Origin of the sequence: Microbacterium gallinarum (assembly GCF_014837165.1) — a bacterium.
In the GTDB taxonomy this organism is placed as follows: Bacteria; Actinomycetota; Actinomycetes; order Actinomycetales; family Microbacteriaceae; genus Microbacterium; species Microbacterium gallinarum.
In genome coordinates, this window is record NZ_JACSPM010000001.1 from 1,020,872 (window position 1) to 1,035,390 (window position 14,519).

Annotated in this window: 14 protein-coding genes; 7 read left to right on the forward strand and 7 right to left on the reverse strand. The window is 71.4% G+C overall.

Annotated features, from left to right (window positions below; translation table 11 throughout):
• Window positions 1-8 precede the first annotated feature (8 nt).
• On the reverse strand, window positions 9-476 hold the full coding sequence (locus H9622_RS04700) for a hypothetical protein (protein ID WP_191764707.1): 468 nt from the start codon (window positions 474-476) through the stop codon (window positions 9-11).
• 107 nt (window positions 477-583) lie between these two features.
• On the opposite strand from H9622_RS04700, the gene H9622_RS04705 reads away from it, so the two are divergent.
• Genes H9622_RS04705 through H9622_RS04715 form a run of 3 tightly spaced genes read left to right on the forward strand, consistent with a single transcriptional unit; the run spans window position 584 to window position 3,634 of the window.
• The gene (locus H9622_RS04705; protein WP_191764709.1) at window positions 584-1,753 is read left to right on the forward strand and encodes a type III polyketide synthase; all 1,170 of its coding nucleotides are present in this window, start codon (window positions 584-586) and stop codon (window positions 1,751-1,753) included.
• The gene (locus H9622_RS04710; RefSeq protein ID WP_191764711.1) at window positions 1,750-2,499 is read left to right on the forward strand and encodes a methyltransferase domain-containing protein; all 750 of its coding nucleotides are present in this window, start codon (window positions 1,750-1,752) and stop codon (window positions 2,497-2,499) included. The genes H9622_RS04705 and H9622_RS04710 overlap by 4 nt, the downstream gene beginning before the upstream one ends.
• Window positions 2,492-3,634 carry an FAD-dependent oxidoreductase gene (locus H9622_RS04715; RefSeq protein ID WP_191764713.1) on the forward strand — a complete coding sequence of 381 codons (1,143 nt, stop codon included), beginning with the start codon at window positions 2,492-2,494 and terminating at the stop codon, window positions 3,632-3,634. The genes H9622_RS04710 and H9622_RS04715 overlap by 8 nt, the downstream gene beginning before the upstream one ends.
• A gap of 13 nt (window positions 3,635-3,647) precedes the next feature.
• On the opposite strand, the gene H9622_RS04720 is transcribed toward H9622_RS04715, so the two are convergent.
• Window positions 3,648-4,490 carry a UbiA family prenyltransferase gene (locus H9622_RS04720; protein ID WP_191764715.1) on the reverse strand — a complete coding sequence of 281 codons (843 nt, stop codon included), beginning with the start codon at window positions 4,488-4,490 and terminating at the stop codon, window positions 3,648-3,650.
• 28 nt (window positions 4,491-4,518) lie between these two features.
• Window positions 4,519-6,723 carry an ATP-dependent Clp protease ATP-binding subunit gene (locus tag H9622_RS04725; RefSeq protein ID WP_191764718.1) on the reverse strand — a complete coding sequence of 735 codons (2,205 nt, stop codon included), beginning with the start codon at window positions 6,721-6,723 and terminating at the stop codon, window positions 4,519-4,521.
• Between the two features lie 159 nt (window positions 6,724-6,882).
• Here H9622_RS04725 and H9622_RS04730 point away from each other — a divergent pair, with 159 nt between their 5' ends.
• The gene (locus tag H9622_RS04730) at window positions 6,883-7,095 is read left to right on the forward strand and encodes a dodecin family protein (RefSeq protein ID WP_191764720.1); all 213 of its coding nucleotides are present in this window, start codon (window positions 6,883-6,885) and stop codon (window positions 7,093-7,095) included.
• Between the two features lies 1 nt (window position 7,096).
• Here the strand turns inward: H9622_RS04730 and H9622_RS04735 are convergent, their stop codons facing one another.
• The 4 genes from H9622_RS04735 to H9622_RS04750 form a co-directional block, all read right to left on the reverse strand.
• Entirely contained in the window at window positions 7,097-8,767 is a 1,671-nt protein-coding gene (locus H9622_RS04735) for a SulP family inorganic anion transporter (RefSeq protein WP_191764722.1), read from the reverse strand.
• Window positions 8,768-8,818: 51 nt separating this feature from the next.
• Window positions 8,819-9,853, reverse strand: coding sequence for a GlxA family transcriptional regulator (locus H9622_RS04740; protein WP_191764724.1), 1,035 nt, complete (start codon window positions 9,851-9,853; stop codon window positions 8,819-8,821).
• Window positions 9,854-10,111: 258 nt separating this feature from the next.
• Window positions 10,112-11,371, reverse strand: coding sequence for a glycosyltransferase family 4 protein (locus H9622_RS04745; RefSeq protein WP_191764726.1), 1,260 nt, complete (start codon window positions 11,369-11,371; stop codon window positions 10,112-10,114).
• 4 nt (window positions 11,372-11,375) lie between these two features.
• Window positions 11,376-12,593 (reverse strand): glycosyltransferase, encoded by a 1,218-nt coding sequence (locus tag H9622_RS04750; RefSeq protein ID WP_318247029.1) that lies wholly within the window; start codon window positions 12,591-12,593, stop codon window positions 11,376-11,378.
• A gap of 107 nt (window positions 12,594-12,700) precedes the next feature.
• Between H9622_RS04750 and H9622_RS04755 the strand changes: the two genes are divergently transcribed.
• From H9622_RS04755 to H9622_RS04765, 3 genes are all read left to right on the forward strand, one after another.
• Complete coding sequence (locus H9622_RS04755) at window positions 12,701-13,294, forward strand: hypothetical protein (protein WP_191764731.1); 594 nt, start codon at window positions 12,701-12,703, stop codon at window positions 13,292-13,294.
• A 43-nt stretch (window positions 13,295-13,337) separates the two neighbouring features.
• Window positions 13,338-14,180: an LLM class F420-dependent oxidoreductase gene (locus tag H9622_RS04760; RefSeq protein WP_191764733.1), complete on the forward strand. Its 843-nt coding sequence runs from the start codon at window positions 13,338-13,340 to the stop codon at window positions 14,178-14,180.
• 117 nt (window positions 14,181-14,297) lie between these two features.
• The gene (locus tag H9622_RS04765; RefSeq protein WP_191764736.1) at window positions 14,298-14,510 is read left to right on the forward strand and encodes a hypothetical protein; all 213 of its coding nucleotides are present in this window, start codon (window positions 14,298-14,300) and stop codon (window positions 14,508-14,510) included.
• The last annotated feature ends 9 nt before the right edge of the window (window positions 14,511-14,519 follow it).

Genomic DNA, 14,519 nt, shown 5'->3' on the forward strand with positions numbered 1-14,519 from the left:
CCGGCGGCTCAGCCCTTCGCGACGGCCGCCCGGCCGCGCGTGACGCCCATCACGGCCAGCACCAGCTGTGCGAGATAGGACAGGCCGATGAGCCCGGCGGCGATGGCGAACAGCGCCGCCGAGGTCTGCGCCGTGATGCCGAACCACGACATGAGCACCGTGTCGAGCGGGCCGCTGTCGCCGGAGTCGGGCACAGTGAGCGCGCCGAGGACGATGCCGAGCCACAGCACGGCGCTCGCGATGTCGTAGTGAAGCCGCGTGGCCCGCTGCCGCCGCACCTCGGGATCGAACAGCGTGATCGCGGGCGGCACGAGCAGCAGCGCGATCACGATGAGGCCGTACACGATCCCGAAGAAGCCGAGCCAGCCGACCTCGGCACCGAGGTTGCCGCGTCCGATGAAGAACAGGACCGGCAGGAAGACGGCCACCGGCCACTGGGCGTAGAACACGAAGCGACCGGTGCCCTCGATGTGCATGATCCGACCGTAGTACGCGAGCGGATGCCGCGCCCCGCGCTCTGCACGAACCTGATGGTTCGCACAAGACCACCCCGCGCAGGGCCTCGGGGTGCTTAGGTGTGAGCATGAGTCCGCGCATCGTCTCGATCGGAACCGCCGTCCCGACGACCCGCGTCGCCCAGACAGAGGCCCGCGACCTCTTCGCGACGCAGCCCGGCGTCGACCGCCTGACCGCGCGACTGATCCGCGCGGCCTTCGACGCTGCCGAGATCGAGCACCGGCATACCGTGCTCGCCCAGCTCGCCCTGTCGGGGGCCCCCGGTCCCGACGACGGCACCGCCTTCATCGACGCCGAGCGCGGCCTCCTCCGCCCGACGACCGGCACCCGCAACGACCTGTACATCCGCACGGCGCCGGCGCTCTACGCCGAGGCGGCCCGCGTCGCGATGGCGGACGCAGAGATCGAGGCATCCGCCGTCACCCATGTCGTGACCGTCTCGTGCACGGGGTTCTTCGCCCCCGGGCCGGACTACCGGCTCGTGCGCGACCTCGGCCTCGACCCTTCGGTCGAGCGCTATCACCTCGGCTTCATCGGCTGCGCGGCGGCGATGCCCGGACTGCGACTCGCGTCGCGCATCGCCGAGTCCGACCCGGCCGCCGTCGTACTCGTCGTGTGCGTCGAGCTGTGCACGCTGCATATCCGGCCGTCGGCCGATCCGCAGCAGATCGTGGCCGCCTCGGTGTTCGCCGACGGGGCCGCCGCGGCCGTGGTCACCGCCGACCCGGGCGCAGGGCGCGAGGGCGGTCTCGAGCTCGATCGCTTCTCGACCGCGCTGACGTCGGAGGGCGAAGCCGACATGGTCTGGACCATCGGCGACCACGGCTTCGAGATGATCCTGTCGGCCGAGGTGCCCCGCATCGTCGGGCGCGAGATCCGCGGCGCAGTCGACCGCTTCCTCGCGGGTGAGGCGACGCCCGACGTCTGGGCGGTCCACCCCGGCGGGCGCAGCGTGCTCGACCGCGTCGAGGCGGGCCTCGAACTTCCACCCACCGCCCTCGACGCCTCGCGCGGCGTGCTGCGCGACTACGGCAACATGTCGAGTGCCACGATCCTGTTCATCCTCGAGCGGATGCTGCGCGACGACTCCGTCGCCGACGGTGCGCGGCTCGCCGCCCTCGCGTTCGGGCCCGGGCTGACCGTCGAATCCGCGCTGCTCACCAAGCGCGGCGCCACAGGATCTGCCGTCGCCGGTGAGCCGGCGGGGGCGGCGGTCGGGGCGGTCGCCGGCGCATGAGCCTGGCGGTACGCGACGTCGAGCTCGAGGAGCTCATGGACGATCCGGCCTGCGATCCGCGGCGCCTGCGCGCGACCCTGCGCCGGTTCGGCACGATCAACCGCCTCTTCTCCGGCTGGGGCTTCGCCTACCGCGCCCGCCTGGCCCCGCATCTCGCCTCCTTGGGCCGCCCGGCACGGGTGCTCGACCTGGGCTCGGGAGGAGGCGACCTCGTGCTGCGCCTCGCACGGCTCGCGGCCGAGGACGGGCTCGACGTGGCGTGGACCGGCGTCGACCCCGACCCGCGCTCGCACGAGGTCGCGATCGGCCGGGACGCACCCGCGAACGTGCGATTCCGGCTGGCGGATGCCACGACCCTGGTCGCTGAGGGCGAGGCGTTCGACGCGGTGCTGTCCAACCACGTGCTCCACCACCTCGGCGACGACACGGCGTCGTTCCTGTCGCAGTCGCGGGCGCTCTCGCACGGCCTGGTGCTGCACGGCGACATCGCCCGCGGCCAGATGCCGTACGTCCTGTACGCGGTGGCCGTCACCCCGTTCGCGCCCGGGACCTTCCTGCGCACCGACGGACTGCGCTCGATCCGCCGCAGCTACACGCACGACGAGCTGCGGCGCCTTCTCGACCACGCGGATCCCGGTGCCTGGAGCGTGACCGGACACGCGCCGTTCCGGCTGCTCGCCGCGGCACCCGGGCTCGCGCCCGAGCCGGGGCTCGGCGCCGCGCGCACGGAGCCACCGAGTGCCTGACGTCGTCGTCGTCGGCGCGGGGCCGGTCGGCACGCTGCTCGCGGGCGATCTCGCGCGTCGCGGGGTCGACGTCGCGCTGTACGAACGCCGTCCCGCCGCCGGGGGCGGAACGCGGGCGATCGGCGTGCACGCGCCCGTGCTCGCCGCCCTCGAGCCGGGCGGCGTGACCGAGCGACTGCTCGCAGCCGCGGCCCGGGTCCCCCGTGGCGAGGCGCGCTCGGGCGGGCGCCTGCTGGGCTCGCTGTCGTTCTCGCGTCTGTCGACGCGGTTCCCGTTCGTCGCGACGCTGCCGCAGGCCGCGACCGAGGCGGTGCTCGCCGCCGACGCCCCCGAACCGACCCGTGGGGCCACGGCGATGTCGATCGCACCCCGCGCCGAAGGCGTGCGCGTGCGGATCGGAGTCAGCGGGCGCCCGACCGAGCTGACGGCGCCGATCGTGGTCGTCGCGACCGGTGCCGGAGGGCGCGATCTCGTCTTCCGCCCCGGTGCCGTGCGCGCGCACGAGTATCGGGACAGGTATCTGATGGCAGATGCCGCGACCGGCCTTCGCGCCGACGATGACCTCGCCGTGATCCACCTCGATCGAGACGGCGTGCTCGAGTCGTTCCCGCTCCCGCACGGGTATCGGCGCTTCGTCACGTGGGACAGTCCCGGAGCGGATCCCGACCCCGCAGCACGCACCGAGCGCCTGCGCGCCGCCCTCGACGCACGAGGCGAGGGCGAGGCATCCGTCGCCGTCTCTCAGGCGACCGCCTTCGGCGTGCGTCGGGTTGTCGCCCCGCGCCTGCGCAACGGCCGGATGATCGTGATCGGGGATGCCGCGCACGAGGTCAGCCCCATCGGCGGCCAGGGCATGAACCTGGGTCTGCTCGACGCCGCGACCCTCGCGCCGCTGCTCGCGACCTGGGTGCGCACCGGCGAGGCGCCGGACGCGGACCTCGCGCGGTGGGAGAAGCGCCGGATCGCGTCGGCCCGCACCGCCGCACGTCTGGCCGCGGCGAACACAGCGCTCGGACGGAGCGCGACCCGGCCCGCAGACGCGGCACGGCGCACGCTGGTGCGCACGATGCTCACCCCTCCCGTCGACCGCATCTTCGCCCGTGCCTACTCGATGGGCTTCGACGCCGACGCCTGACCGACTCCGCGCCTCACTCTGCCAGCGCGGCGCCACTGGCGACGAGCTGCGCGGCCAGCAGGAGCGCGGCGACCATTACCAGCCGGAACAGCACGCGCGCGGGGGGCCGGACGAGCGCACGCACGATCGTCCACCCCGCGACCACGGCGACGCCGGCGAAGAACAGCCACGAGACGATGGAGACCGTCGCGAGGTCGCCTCCCGACGTGCCGAGGAGCACCGCGATCCCGCCGGCCAGCACCGCACTCGCGGCGAGAACAGCCGAGACCCGCGCTCCCAGCCGATGGGGCAGCCCGCGCACGCCGGTGCGGGCATCGTCGTCGAGGTCGGGCAGGACGTTGGTCAGATGCACCGCCGAGCCCAGAGCCGCGCCGGCGATCCATGCCCACCCCGGTGCGAACACCGGGTCGGGCGCCGACAGCGTCGCGAGCGACGGGAAGATCCCGAAGCTCACGATGAACGGCACGATCGACAGCGCGCTCGACTTGAGCCCCGCGTTGTACGCCCACGCCGATCCGAGGAAGAGCGCGTGCGCCGCGAGCATCCGCCAGCCGAGGGGTGCCGACAGCGCGAGCGCGACGAGCAGGGCGACGGATGCCGCGCCCCATGCGGCCCGCAGCGACACGTCCCCGCGGGCGAGGGGCTTGTCGGTGCGGCCGACGGCTCGGTCGCGCGCTGCGTCGAGCGCGTCGTTCGAGATGCCGATCGACACCTGGCCCGCGAAGACGGCGAGGGCAAGCAGTGTCAGCCGCCACAGCTCGAGGCCGACCGCGATGCCCAGCGTGAGAGCGAGGACTGTGACGACCAGCGTCGGGCCGGGATGGGTCGATCCCCACAGGGCCCGGACGATGCGCACCGTCCGATGCTCTCACGGAGACGCGGCGTCAGTCGTCGAGGAGCTCGGCTTCGATGACCTCCTCCTCGTCGGCCTCGGGGACCGGTGCAGGACCCTCGCTGACGAGCGACAGCCCTGAGCCGTCCGCTGCGACATCCACCCGCACGACGTCGCCGTCGTGCACTCCGCCGCCGAGGATCGCCATCGCGAGGCGGTCCTGGATCTCGGACTGGATGAGCCGGCGCAGCGGCCGCGCACCGAACATCGGGTCGTAGCCGCGCTCGGCGAGCCAGCCGCGGGCGTCCGGCGTCACGGCCAGCGTGAGCCGGCGGTCCTTGAGCCGGCGCTGCAGCGCGAACACCGCGAGCTCGACGATCTGGGCGAGGTCGTCTTCGGTGAGCGCCTGGAAGATGACGATGTCGTCGAGGCGGTTCACGAACTCGGGCTTGAACGCCTGGCGGACGAGCCCCTGCACCTGTTCGCGCTTCTGCTCGGTCGAGAGCGTCGGGTCGATCAGGATCGGCGAGCCGAGGTTCGAGGTGAGGATCAGGATGACGTTCTTGAAGTCGACCGTGCGCCCCTGACCGTCGGTCAGGCGCCCGTCGTCCATCACCTGCAGCAGCACGTCGAACACCTCGGGGTGCGCCTTCTCGACCTCGTCGAGCAGCACGACCGAGTACGGACGACGCCGCACGGCCTCGGTCAGCTGACCGCCCTGCTCGTAGCCGATGTACCCGGGAGGGGCGCCCACGAGTCGCGAGACCGTGTGCTTCTCGCCGTACTCCGACATATCGATGCGCACCATGGCGTGCTCGTCGTCGAAGAGGAACTCGGCGAGCGCCTTGGCGAGCTCGGTCTTGCCGACGCCGGTCGGGCCGAGGAACAGGAACGAGCCGGTCGGCCGGTTCGGGTCGCTGATGCCGGCGCGCGAGCGGCGCACGGCGTCGGCCACCGCCTTGACGGCGTCCTTCTGGCCGATCAGGCGCTTGCCGAGCTCGGCCTCGAGGTGCAGCAGCTTCTCGGTCTCGCCCTGCAGCAGCCGGCCCACCGGGATGCCCGTCCAGGCTGCGATGACCGCGGCGATGTCCTCGTCGGTGACCTGGTCGTTGACCATCCGGTCACCGGCGGGCTCGTCGCGCTCGGCGTCTATCAGCTGCCGCTCGAGCGCCGGGATCTCGGCGTAGAGCAGGCGCGATGCCTTCTCGAGGTTGCCCTCGCGCTGAGCGCGCTCCGCCTCCATGCGGGCGGCGTCGAGCTTGGTCTTCAGGTCGCCGACCCGGTTGAGCGAGGCACGTTCGTGCTCCCAGCGAGCCTGCAGGTCGCTGAGCCGCTCCTGCTCGCCCGCGAGGGTCTCGCGCAGCGCCGCGAGGCGCTCCTTCGACGCGTCGTCCTTCTCCTTCTTGAGCGCGAGCTCCTCGAGCTTCAGGCGGTCGACGTGACGGCGCAGCTCATCGATCTCGAGCGGCGCGGAGTCGATCTCCATGCGCAGGCGGGACGCCGCCTCGTCGATCAGGTCGATCGCCTTGTCGGGAAGCTGCCGGCTCGGGATGTAGCGGTGGCTGAGGGATGCCGCGGCCACGAGCGCCGCGTCGGCGATCGCCACCTTGTGGTGGGCCTCGTACCGCTCCTTGAGTCCGCGCAGGATCGCCACGGTGTCCTCGACCGAGGGCTCGCCGACGTAGATCTGCTGGAAGCGGCGCTCGAGCGCGGCATCCTTCTCGATGAACTCGCGGTACTCGTTGAGCGTCGTCGCTCCGATGAGGCGCAGCTCGCCGCGCGCCAGCATGGGCTTGAGCATGTTGGACGCCGCGACGGACCCCTCGCCGCCGCCCGCGCCCATGAGCACGTGCAGCTCGTCGATGAACGTGATGATGCGTCCGTCGGACTCGGTGATCTCCTTGAGGACGCTCTTGAGGCGCTCCTCGAACTGGCCGCGGTACATCGCGCCCGCGACGAGGGCCGAGATGTCGAGCGTGACGAGCTCCTTGTCCTTGAGGGACTCGGCGACGTCGCCGGCGACGATGCGCTGCGCGAGGCCCTCGACGACGGCGGTCTTGCCGACGCCGGGCTCGCCGATGAGCACGGGGTTGTTCTTCGTGCGGCGGGTCAGCACCTGGCTGACGCGCCGGATCTCGCTGTCGCGCCCGATGACCGGATCGAGCTTTCCCTGGCGGGCCCTGTCGGTGAGGTTGATGCCGAACTGCTCGAGGGCGCTGCGCGCGTCCTCCTGCCCCGGCTGCTGGGTGGCGTTCATGTGTCTCCTGAAGTCCTCTCACAAAGTTGAGTCGTGATGACTCAACTTTAGCAGGAGAGTGGATGCCACGGCAATGCGTCCGGCGGACCGTCAAGGGGTTGATTCGTCCGGCGAGCGGGAGAACGCTGGGAGCCACCCACACGAACAGAGGAGTTCATGATGAGCAGCACGACGGTCGCGCGCGTCACGACGATCACCGCCCGGTCCCCCGAGAGCTTCGAGGCGGCTGTCCGAGAGGGCATCGCCCGCTCCCACCAGACGCTGCGCAACGTCAGCGGAGCGTGGGTGAAGGAGCAGAAGGTCGAGTGCACTGACGGCGAGATCACCTCGTATCAGGTGGCGCTGGAGGTCACCTTCGTCCTCGACGACTGAGCTACGACCGGTCGCCGATCTCCTCGCGGGCATCGGCGTGCGCACGGCGCAGGGTCTCACCGACCCACTCGGTGCCCTTGTAGACGTTGCGCTCGCCGATGTCGTCGAGCAGGCCGCCCGCTTCGAGCGCGTCGAGCACGCGATCCTCGGTCGCGACGACCTTCAGGCTGGAGTCGGCGTCGCGCAGCTGATGTGCGAAGCGGCGCAGCACGTCGACGAGCGACAGCCCGATCTGGTCGGTGCCCCGCAGGCGAACGATGACGACGGCGTTGCGTGACGCCCGGCTGACCTCCGGGAGCTGCTTCTCGAAGATCGGGGCGCTGGCGAAGAACAGGCTGCCGTAGGGCTGGAGCACCAGCACGTCGTCGGGCGGTACGACCGCAGGCGGATCCGACTCGCGCAGGCGGCCGCCCGGCTCGATGTGCACGGCGCGCACGCGCACGCGATTGGACTGCTGACCGACGAACAGGATGATGCCGAGGCCGACGCCGGCGAGCACGGCGAACTGCAGCGGGATCACGAGCGTCAGCCCGAACGTGACCGCCATGATGGCCGTCGGCAGCGGACCCGACTTCATCACCGAGTAGACCCGGCTGGGCTTGATCGCCCCGAATCCGACCACCATGAGCAGGCCCGCGAGCGCGGGCATCGCGATGAAGGCGACGAGGTCGGAGGCGGCGAACACGACGACGGCCATGACCGCCGCCGCGATGAAGAGGGCGAGGCGCGTTTTCGCGCCGGACTGCACGATGATCGACGATCCCGACATCGACCCGCCGACCGGCATGCCCTGGAAGAGGCCCGACACGACGTTGCCCGCGCCCTGGCCGATGAAGTCGCGGTTCGCGTCGGCCGGACGGCCGTCGGCGGTGGGGATGCCGGCCGACACCGCCGCTCCCTGCACCAGGCCGATGAAGGCCAGTGACACCGCCGGGATGATCAGCACCGGGATGTCGGCGACGCTCGGCAGCACCGGCGCGGGCAGCCCGCGCGGCACGTCGACGATGTCGCGCAGCTGGGCGACCGGGTCGCCGACCCACAGGTTGAGGAGCACGGCGCACACCGAGCCCGCAATGACCGCGACGACGAGGCCGAGGCTCCCGACGCGGGTGGGTCGCAGCACGACGATGAGCAGGATCGCGATCGTGCCGACCACGACCGACGCGATGCTCCACTGGCCGATGTGCACGAGCACGTCGATCGTCTTCAGCAGCCGGTTGGCACCTCGTCCGGGGTAGCCGGTGAAGTTGGAAAGCTGCCCGAGGATGATGTTCACGCCGATCGCCGTGACGAACCCGGTCATCACCGCGGTCGGCACGAAGCTCACCAGGCGCCCGGCCCGCGCGATTCCCGCGATCACCATGACCACACCCGTGAGGATCGCGAGCGTGAACAGCGCGCGGTCGGGATCAGGGCGCGAGGCGAGGTCGGCGTCCGACACGACGAGCGCCATCGCGCTCGTCGCCTGCACGGCCATGAACGCACTGCTCGTGACGAACGCCGCGCCGGCCATCCCGAACAGATAGGCGTAGAGGCCGGCGAGCGGATTCACGCCCGCGAGCACCCCGGCCGCCAGGGCGTCGGGGACGGCCTCCACGCCCAGCACCAGGCCGGCCGCGGCATCCTTCCCCAGCGTCTTGCGGGAGAACCACCGCCTCGGATCGATCCGCACGCTCACACCGTAGTGACGTGGGCGCTTCGCAGCCTCGCCCGCCGCGGGTGGTTACGCTACGGGTTCGAGCATCGCCCCTGCGCCGCGCCGCGATTCGGCGGCCGCCACGCCCGCAGCCTCCTGCGCCTCGCGGGTGCAGCAGAACCGCGCCCGGTAGGCCGTCGGGGTCGTGTCGAGGACGCGCGCGAAGTTCTGACGCAGCACGGCCGCCGACCCGAATCCGCTCTCGTAGGCGATGCGGTCGAGTCCGAGGTCGGTCTTCTCGAGCAGCCGCTGCGCGTGGATGATGCGCTGGCGCGCGAGCCATGCCGCGGGCGTCGCGCCGTAGTCGGCCTTGAAGCGCCGCGCGAACGTGCGCGGCGACATGTGGGCCTTCGAGGCGAGCTGGTCGACGCTGAGGTCGAGACGCAGGTTCTCGAGCATCCAGTCGGTGACCGGCGCGAGCGACAGCGACGCCACCTCGGGCAGCGGCCGATCGATGAACTGCGCCTGCCCGCCGTCGCGCTGCGGGGGCACGACCATGCGGCGGGCGATCCTGTTGGTCATCTCGGCGCCGAGCTCCTGGCGCAGGAGGTGCAGGCAGGCGTCCAGGCCGGCCGCGGTGCCCGCGCTCGTGATGATGCGACCGTCCTGCACGTAGAGCACGTCGGGGTCGACGCGGACGGCGGGGTACATGCGGGCCATAGCGTCGGCGTACATCCAGTGCGTCGTCGCCTTGCGGCCGTCGAGCACACCGGACGCGGCCACGACGAACGAGCCGCTGCAGACGCTCAGCACCCACGCGTCGCGCGCGACGGCCTGGCGGATCACGTCGAGCACGCGCTCGTCGGCGGTGCTCCGCGCCCAGTACTCGCGCGGCGTGGGCGACACGACGACCAGGTCGGCCTCGTAGGCGAACGACAGGTCGTGATCGACGTTGATCGAGAAGCCCATCTTGGAGTTGACGACGCCCGGGTCGGGCGTCACGATGCGGAAGTCGAAGTTCGGGATGCCGTCGGCGGAGCGATCGAGGCCGAAGGCCTCACACGCGACGCCGAACTCGAAGGGGGCGAACCCGTCCTGGACGATGACGGCGACCGTCTTCATGGTGACCTCCTGACCTGGACTGCAGTGGCAGTTTTCATGCGATGTGTGTCCATCCTGCCACTGTTGGCAGGACAAGCACAAGCGTAGCGTTTCTGCCATGTTCATGGTGATTCTTCTCGCAGCACTGTCCGCTGTCGCGGTCGCCTCGACGATCACGGCACTTCGCAACGACGGATACCGTCGCACCCCGACCGACTGGTCACGACTCGTCTGACTCCGCCCCTCGCCCCCGGTCTTCAGGGACCGGGGCCCGGGGATTCAGCCGGCGATGACGCGGTCGTAGATCTCGACCATCGCCGCCGTGCGGGACGACTGCCGGAACCGCTCGCGGATCGTCGGGTCCACCTTCACCGGTGTTCCCGCGTCGATGGCGGCCACCGCGGTGCGCAGCGCCTCCGCCAGGGCCGCGGTCGAGGCATCCGTCCGCTTCCCCTCGCCCACGCGCCAGAATCCCGCACCGAGCTCGGTCGCCAGGTCGGGGTCGCTCACGATCGAGGGTGTGCCCAGCGAGGCCGCCTCGAAGATCGTCATGCCCTGCGTCTCGAAGCCGATCGACGTCTGCACGACGGCGTCGGCCGCGGCGATGCGGCGCAGCGTCTCGGCATACGGCAGCCGCCCGGCGAAGACCACCGACGCCGCGGGCCGCGTGCGCGCGACCGTCCGCGCAGCCGCGGCGAGCTGGCCGCCGCCGCCGATCACCTCGACCTCGGCCTGCACGCCCGACTCGGCGAGCGCTTCGAGGAACGGCAGCAGGCGCTTCTCGGGGCTCATGCGTCCGAGCCAGACGAGCCTGGCCGGCCCGGGCGTCCGCTCCTCCGGCGCCTCGGCGAGGGTGGTGTCGAGGACCTCGTCGTCGATGCCGTTCCACACCACGTCGACGCGTGATCCGGGCGAGTGGAGGTCCAGGATGCCGCGGCGACCGCCCGGGACCACGCCGTGGTCCTCGAGCCGCCGTGCGAAGTGCGTCGAGGGCGCGGTCACGGCATGCGAGCGCCCGGCGAACCGGCGCAGGAACGCCCAGCCGTCGGACCCGTCGGCGTCGCCGCTGGACTGCACGTCGAGCGCGCGACGCTGCCAGGCGTTGAGCACGGCGAGAACGGTCGACGGGAACGGCGCCGTCGCCTCGATGCCGACGTCGACGCGGTTGTGCATGGTGTGGACGACGGGCAGTGCGTGCCGCGCGGCATAGCGGTGGCCGATGAACGCGCCCCAGAAGTCGCCCTGGATGTGCACGACGTCCACCGGCGGGCGGCCGGCGAGCGCGGCATCCACCCATCGATCCGTTCCCCGGCCCGGCCACGCCATGGAGTACTCGCGGTCGAACGTGATCGGGATCGACCGCATGTCGAGGTACGCGTCGTCGGCGGCGATGGACCTGGCCCGCGGGCCGTGCACGGCCGGCGCGACGATCGTCACGGTGTGTCCGGCACGCTCGAGGAACCGCCGCTGCAGCCGCATCGACACCTGGGCTCCGCCGAGGGTTTCGACGTGCTGGTCGCCGAACATCACGACGTGCACGGGGCTACTCCGGCAGCGGTTCGTCGCGATACAGCGCCTCGAAGGTGTCGAGCGTGCGCTTCATGTCGTGCACCTTCACACCGTCGAGCGACGCCTGCTGCATCTGCAGGCGGTCCTCGGGCGAGAGCGTGAGCACCGCCGTGAGCTTCTCGGCGAGATCATCCACGTCGCCGGGGCGGAAGAGGTAGCCGTTCTCGCCGTCGTGCACGAGGTGCGGCAGCGCCACGGCGTCGGCGGCGACGATCGGCAGGCCGGACGCCATCGCCTCCATGGTCGCGATGGACTGCAGCTCGGCGATCGACGCGATGACGAAGAGGCTCGCGTTCGTGAGCAGCGCCTTGAGCTCGTCGTCGGTGGTGTGACCGTGGAAGCGCACGCGATCGGTCAGGCCGAGCTCGCGTGTGAGCTCTTCGAGGTTGCGGCGCTGGTCGCCCTTGCCGACGATGTCGAACGTCACGTCGAGCGCCGGGTCGAGCGTGGCGAGCGCGCGCAGCACGACGTCGATCTGCTTCTCGGTCGTGAGCCGGCCGACGAACACGAGGCGGTTGCCGTCGCGGGCCGTGAGGTCGGCGCTGTAGTTCGACGCCTCGATGCCGCAGCTGACCGGGATCACGTTCTGGATCTCGATGGTCCGCTCGAGGAACTCCGCCGCCTTGCGCGTGGGGGTCGTCACGGCGCGCGTCATGTCGAACGTGCGCTTGGCGTCCTCCCACGCGAGCTTGATCGCGTAGCGGGTCCACGAGGCGGGCAGCACGGTGAAGTCGAGCACGTTCTCGGCCATCACATGGTTGGTCGCGACCACCGGGATGCCGCGCTGCCGGGCGATGCGCGTGAGTCCGCGGCCGATCACGATGTGCGACTGGATGTGCACGACGTCGGGCTTGACCCGGTCGAGCACGCGTCGCGCGTAGTACTTCGAGCGGAACGGCAGCACGAAGGTGAGCCAGTCGTGCGGGTACCAGCGCCACGAGGCGATGCGGTGCATCGTCATCGGCTCGCCCTCGATCACCTCGGTGAACGTGCCGTGGGCACGGTGGGTGGCGCTCGGCGCCATCACGTGCACGTCGTGGCCGCGCTTGACGAGGCCGGCGGCCAGGCGCTCCGCGAACCGGGCAGCGCCGTTGACGTGGGGCAGCCAGGTGTCGGCGCCGATCAGAATCGTCAGGGGTCGCTGGACTTCGGCGTCGGCCAGATGGTCGTCGGGCGTCGCGGACTCGGTCACGGGGTACAGGGGCCTGTCTGTGCGGCGGGGGTGCGCGGCGGGAAGGAGAGGGTGGCGCGGCATCCACTGTACCCGAGGGGTCCCGGTGGGCCCCGTACGCTGGAAGCATGCCCCGACTCCAGGCCGACGCCGATCCGACGCTGTGGGTGGCTGTCACCGAGTCCCTCGGATTCAAGGGGCGCCGCCACCGCAAGGCCGCGATCCGGATGCTGCTGTCCCAGGCGAACACCGCCGTGGGCGCGGAGCGGCCCGGCAGCGGCGTCGCCGCGTGGGCGATGAGCCAGGCGGCGCCCTTCCTCATGCGGCGCGCCGCCGGACGCGTGCTGGTCTGGGTGTGGAAGGCCGACCCCGAACTCGTCGTGACGATGGCGCAGGTGCAGGAGGCGACGCCCCAGCTGCGCACCGCCCGGGCCATGATGCCGATGGAGTACGACGACACCGAGTCCTTCCGCAGCAGTCACCTCGGCGTCGGCGAGAAGCTCGAGATGGCGCTCCCCTCCGACCCGCGCACGCCGCCGTTCGCCACCTACACATGGGACACCGGCACGCACTTCGTCACCGTCACCGCGGTGTGCTCCGACCGTGAGCGCTTCGGCACGGTGATCGGCTCGGTGGACGACCTCGCCCGCACGGTGCGCGTCGTCGACGACCTCGCCGTGGGCGAGGCGCCCGGCGTCCTGCGCATCGAGCCGACGAACTGATCGCCCCGGCGCGCTGACGCGCCGGCGAACCGAAGGAGCCCGAGTGGTCGACGTCCGTCATCCGGCAGCCCATCGCCCTGTGCGCATCGGCGTGCAGCTCGCCCCGCAGCACGCGCGCTACAGCGCGTACCGCGACGCGGTGCTGCGAGCCGAGGACATGGGCGTCGACGCGATCTTCAACTGGGACCATTTCTTCCCGCTGACGTCGCCGTTCGAGGCCGAGCACTTCGAGGCCTGGACGGTGCTCGCCGCGATGGCCGAGCAGACCGAGCGCGTCGAGCTCGGCCCGCTCGTCAACTGCAGCTCGTATCGCAACCCCGATCTGCAGGCCGACATGGCCCGCACGGTCGACCACATCAGCACGGGGGCAACGGGCACGGGCCGCCTCATCTTCGGCACCGGCTCGGGCTGGGCCGAGCCGGACTACACCGAGTACGGGTACGAGTTCGGCACCGTCGGCTCGCGCCTCGACGCCCTCGCCGCCGACCTGCCCCGCATCCGCTCCCGGTGGGACCGGCTCAACCCCGCACCGACGCGACGGATCCCGATCCTCATCGGCGGGCAGGGCGAGCGCAAGACCCTGCGGCTCGTCGCCCAGCACGCCGACATCTGGCACACCTTCACGAAGCTCGACGACCTGCCCCGCAAGATCGGAGTGCTGCACGAGTGGTGCGCGAAGGAGGGGCGCGACCCCGCCGAGATCGAGCTGTCGACCGGCTACACGATCCGCGGCTTCGGTCCGCTGCTGGAGGCGGATGCCCCGGCCCGGCTGTTCGAGCTCGGCTTCCGGCTCATCGTGCCGGCGATCGACGGCCCCGACTACGACCTGTCGCCGCTCGTGCCGCTGCTCGAGTGGCGCGACCGGCTGAACGACGAGATCGGGTGAGCTTCGTCACCGGGTGAACGACCCGGGCTGAGGGAATCGTCCCTCGCGGGTGACGACGCCCCAGGAAGCGTCCTCCACGCTGGCAGTGTCCGTTTCGCGCCGCGCCGGAAGAGAGACATGTCCGCTCACCTCGTCGAAGTCGTCATCACCGGTCACCTCGGCCCGTCGCTGACCGCGGCGCTCGAGGGCTACGACGTGGTGGGGCGGGACGACGGCACCTCGAGCGTCACCGGTATGGTGGGCGACCAGGCCGAGCTGCGGGCCCTGCTCGCCGTCTTCGACGGGCTGAACATCGAGGTCGTGTCGGTCAACCGAGTGACCCCCGCCTGAAGGAGACCC

What these genes read in the sequence shown, in the direction of transcription:
- H9622_RS04755 (WP_191764731.1), top strand. Translation starts at nt 12,701, where the DNA reads ATGCCCCGACTCCAGGCCGACGCCGATCCGACGCTGTGGGTGGCTGTC.
- H9622_RS04740 (WP_191764724.1), bottom strand. Translation starts at nt 9,853, where the DNA reads ATGAAGACGGTCGCCGTCATCGTCCAGGACGGGTTCGCCCCCTTCGAG.
- H9622_RS04730 (WP_191764720.1), top strand. Translation starts at nt 6,883, where the DNA reads ATGAGCAGCACGACGGTCGCGCGCGTCACGACGATCACCGCCCGGTCC.
- H9622_RS04765 (WP_191764736.1), top strand. Translation starts at nt 14,298, where the DNA reads ATGTCCGCTCACCTCGTCGAAGTCGTCATCACCGGTCACCTCGGCCCG.
- H9622_RS04725 (WP_191764718.1), bottom strand. Translation starts at nt 6,723, where the DNA reads ATGAACGCCACCCAGCAGCCGGGGCAGGAGGACGCGCGCAGCGCCCTC.
- H9622_RS04705 (WP_191764709.1), top strand. Translation starts at nt 584, where the DNA reads ATGAGTCCGCGCATCGTCTCGATCGGAACCGCCGTCCCGACGACCCGC.
- H9622_RS04710 (WP_191764711.1), top strand. Translation starts at nt 1,750, where the DNA reads ATGAGCCTGGCGGTACGCGACGTCGAGCTCGAGGAGCTCATGGACGAT.
- H9622_RS04700 (WP_191764707.1), bottom strand. Translation starts at nt 476, where the DNA reads ATGCACATCGAGGGCACCGGTCGCTTCGTGTTCTACGCCCAGTGGCCG.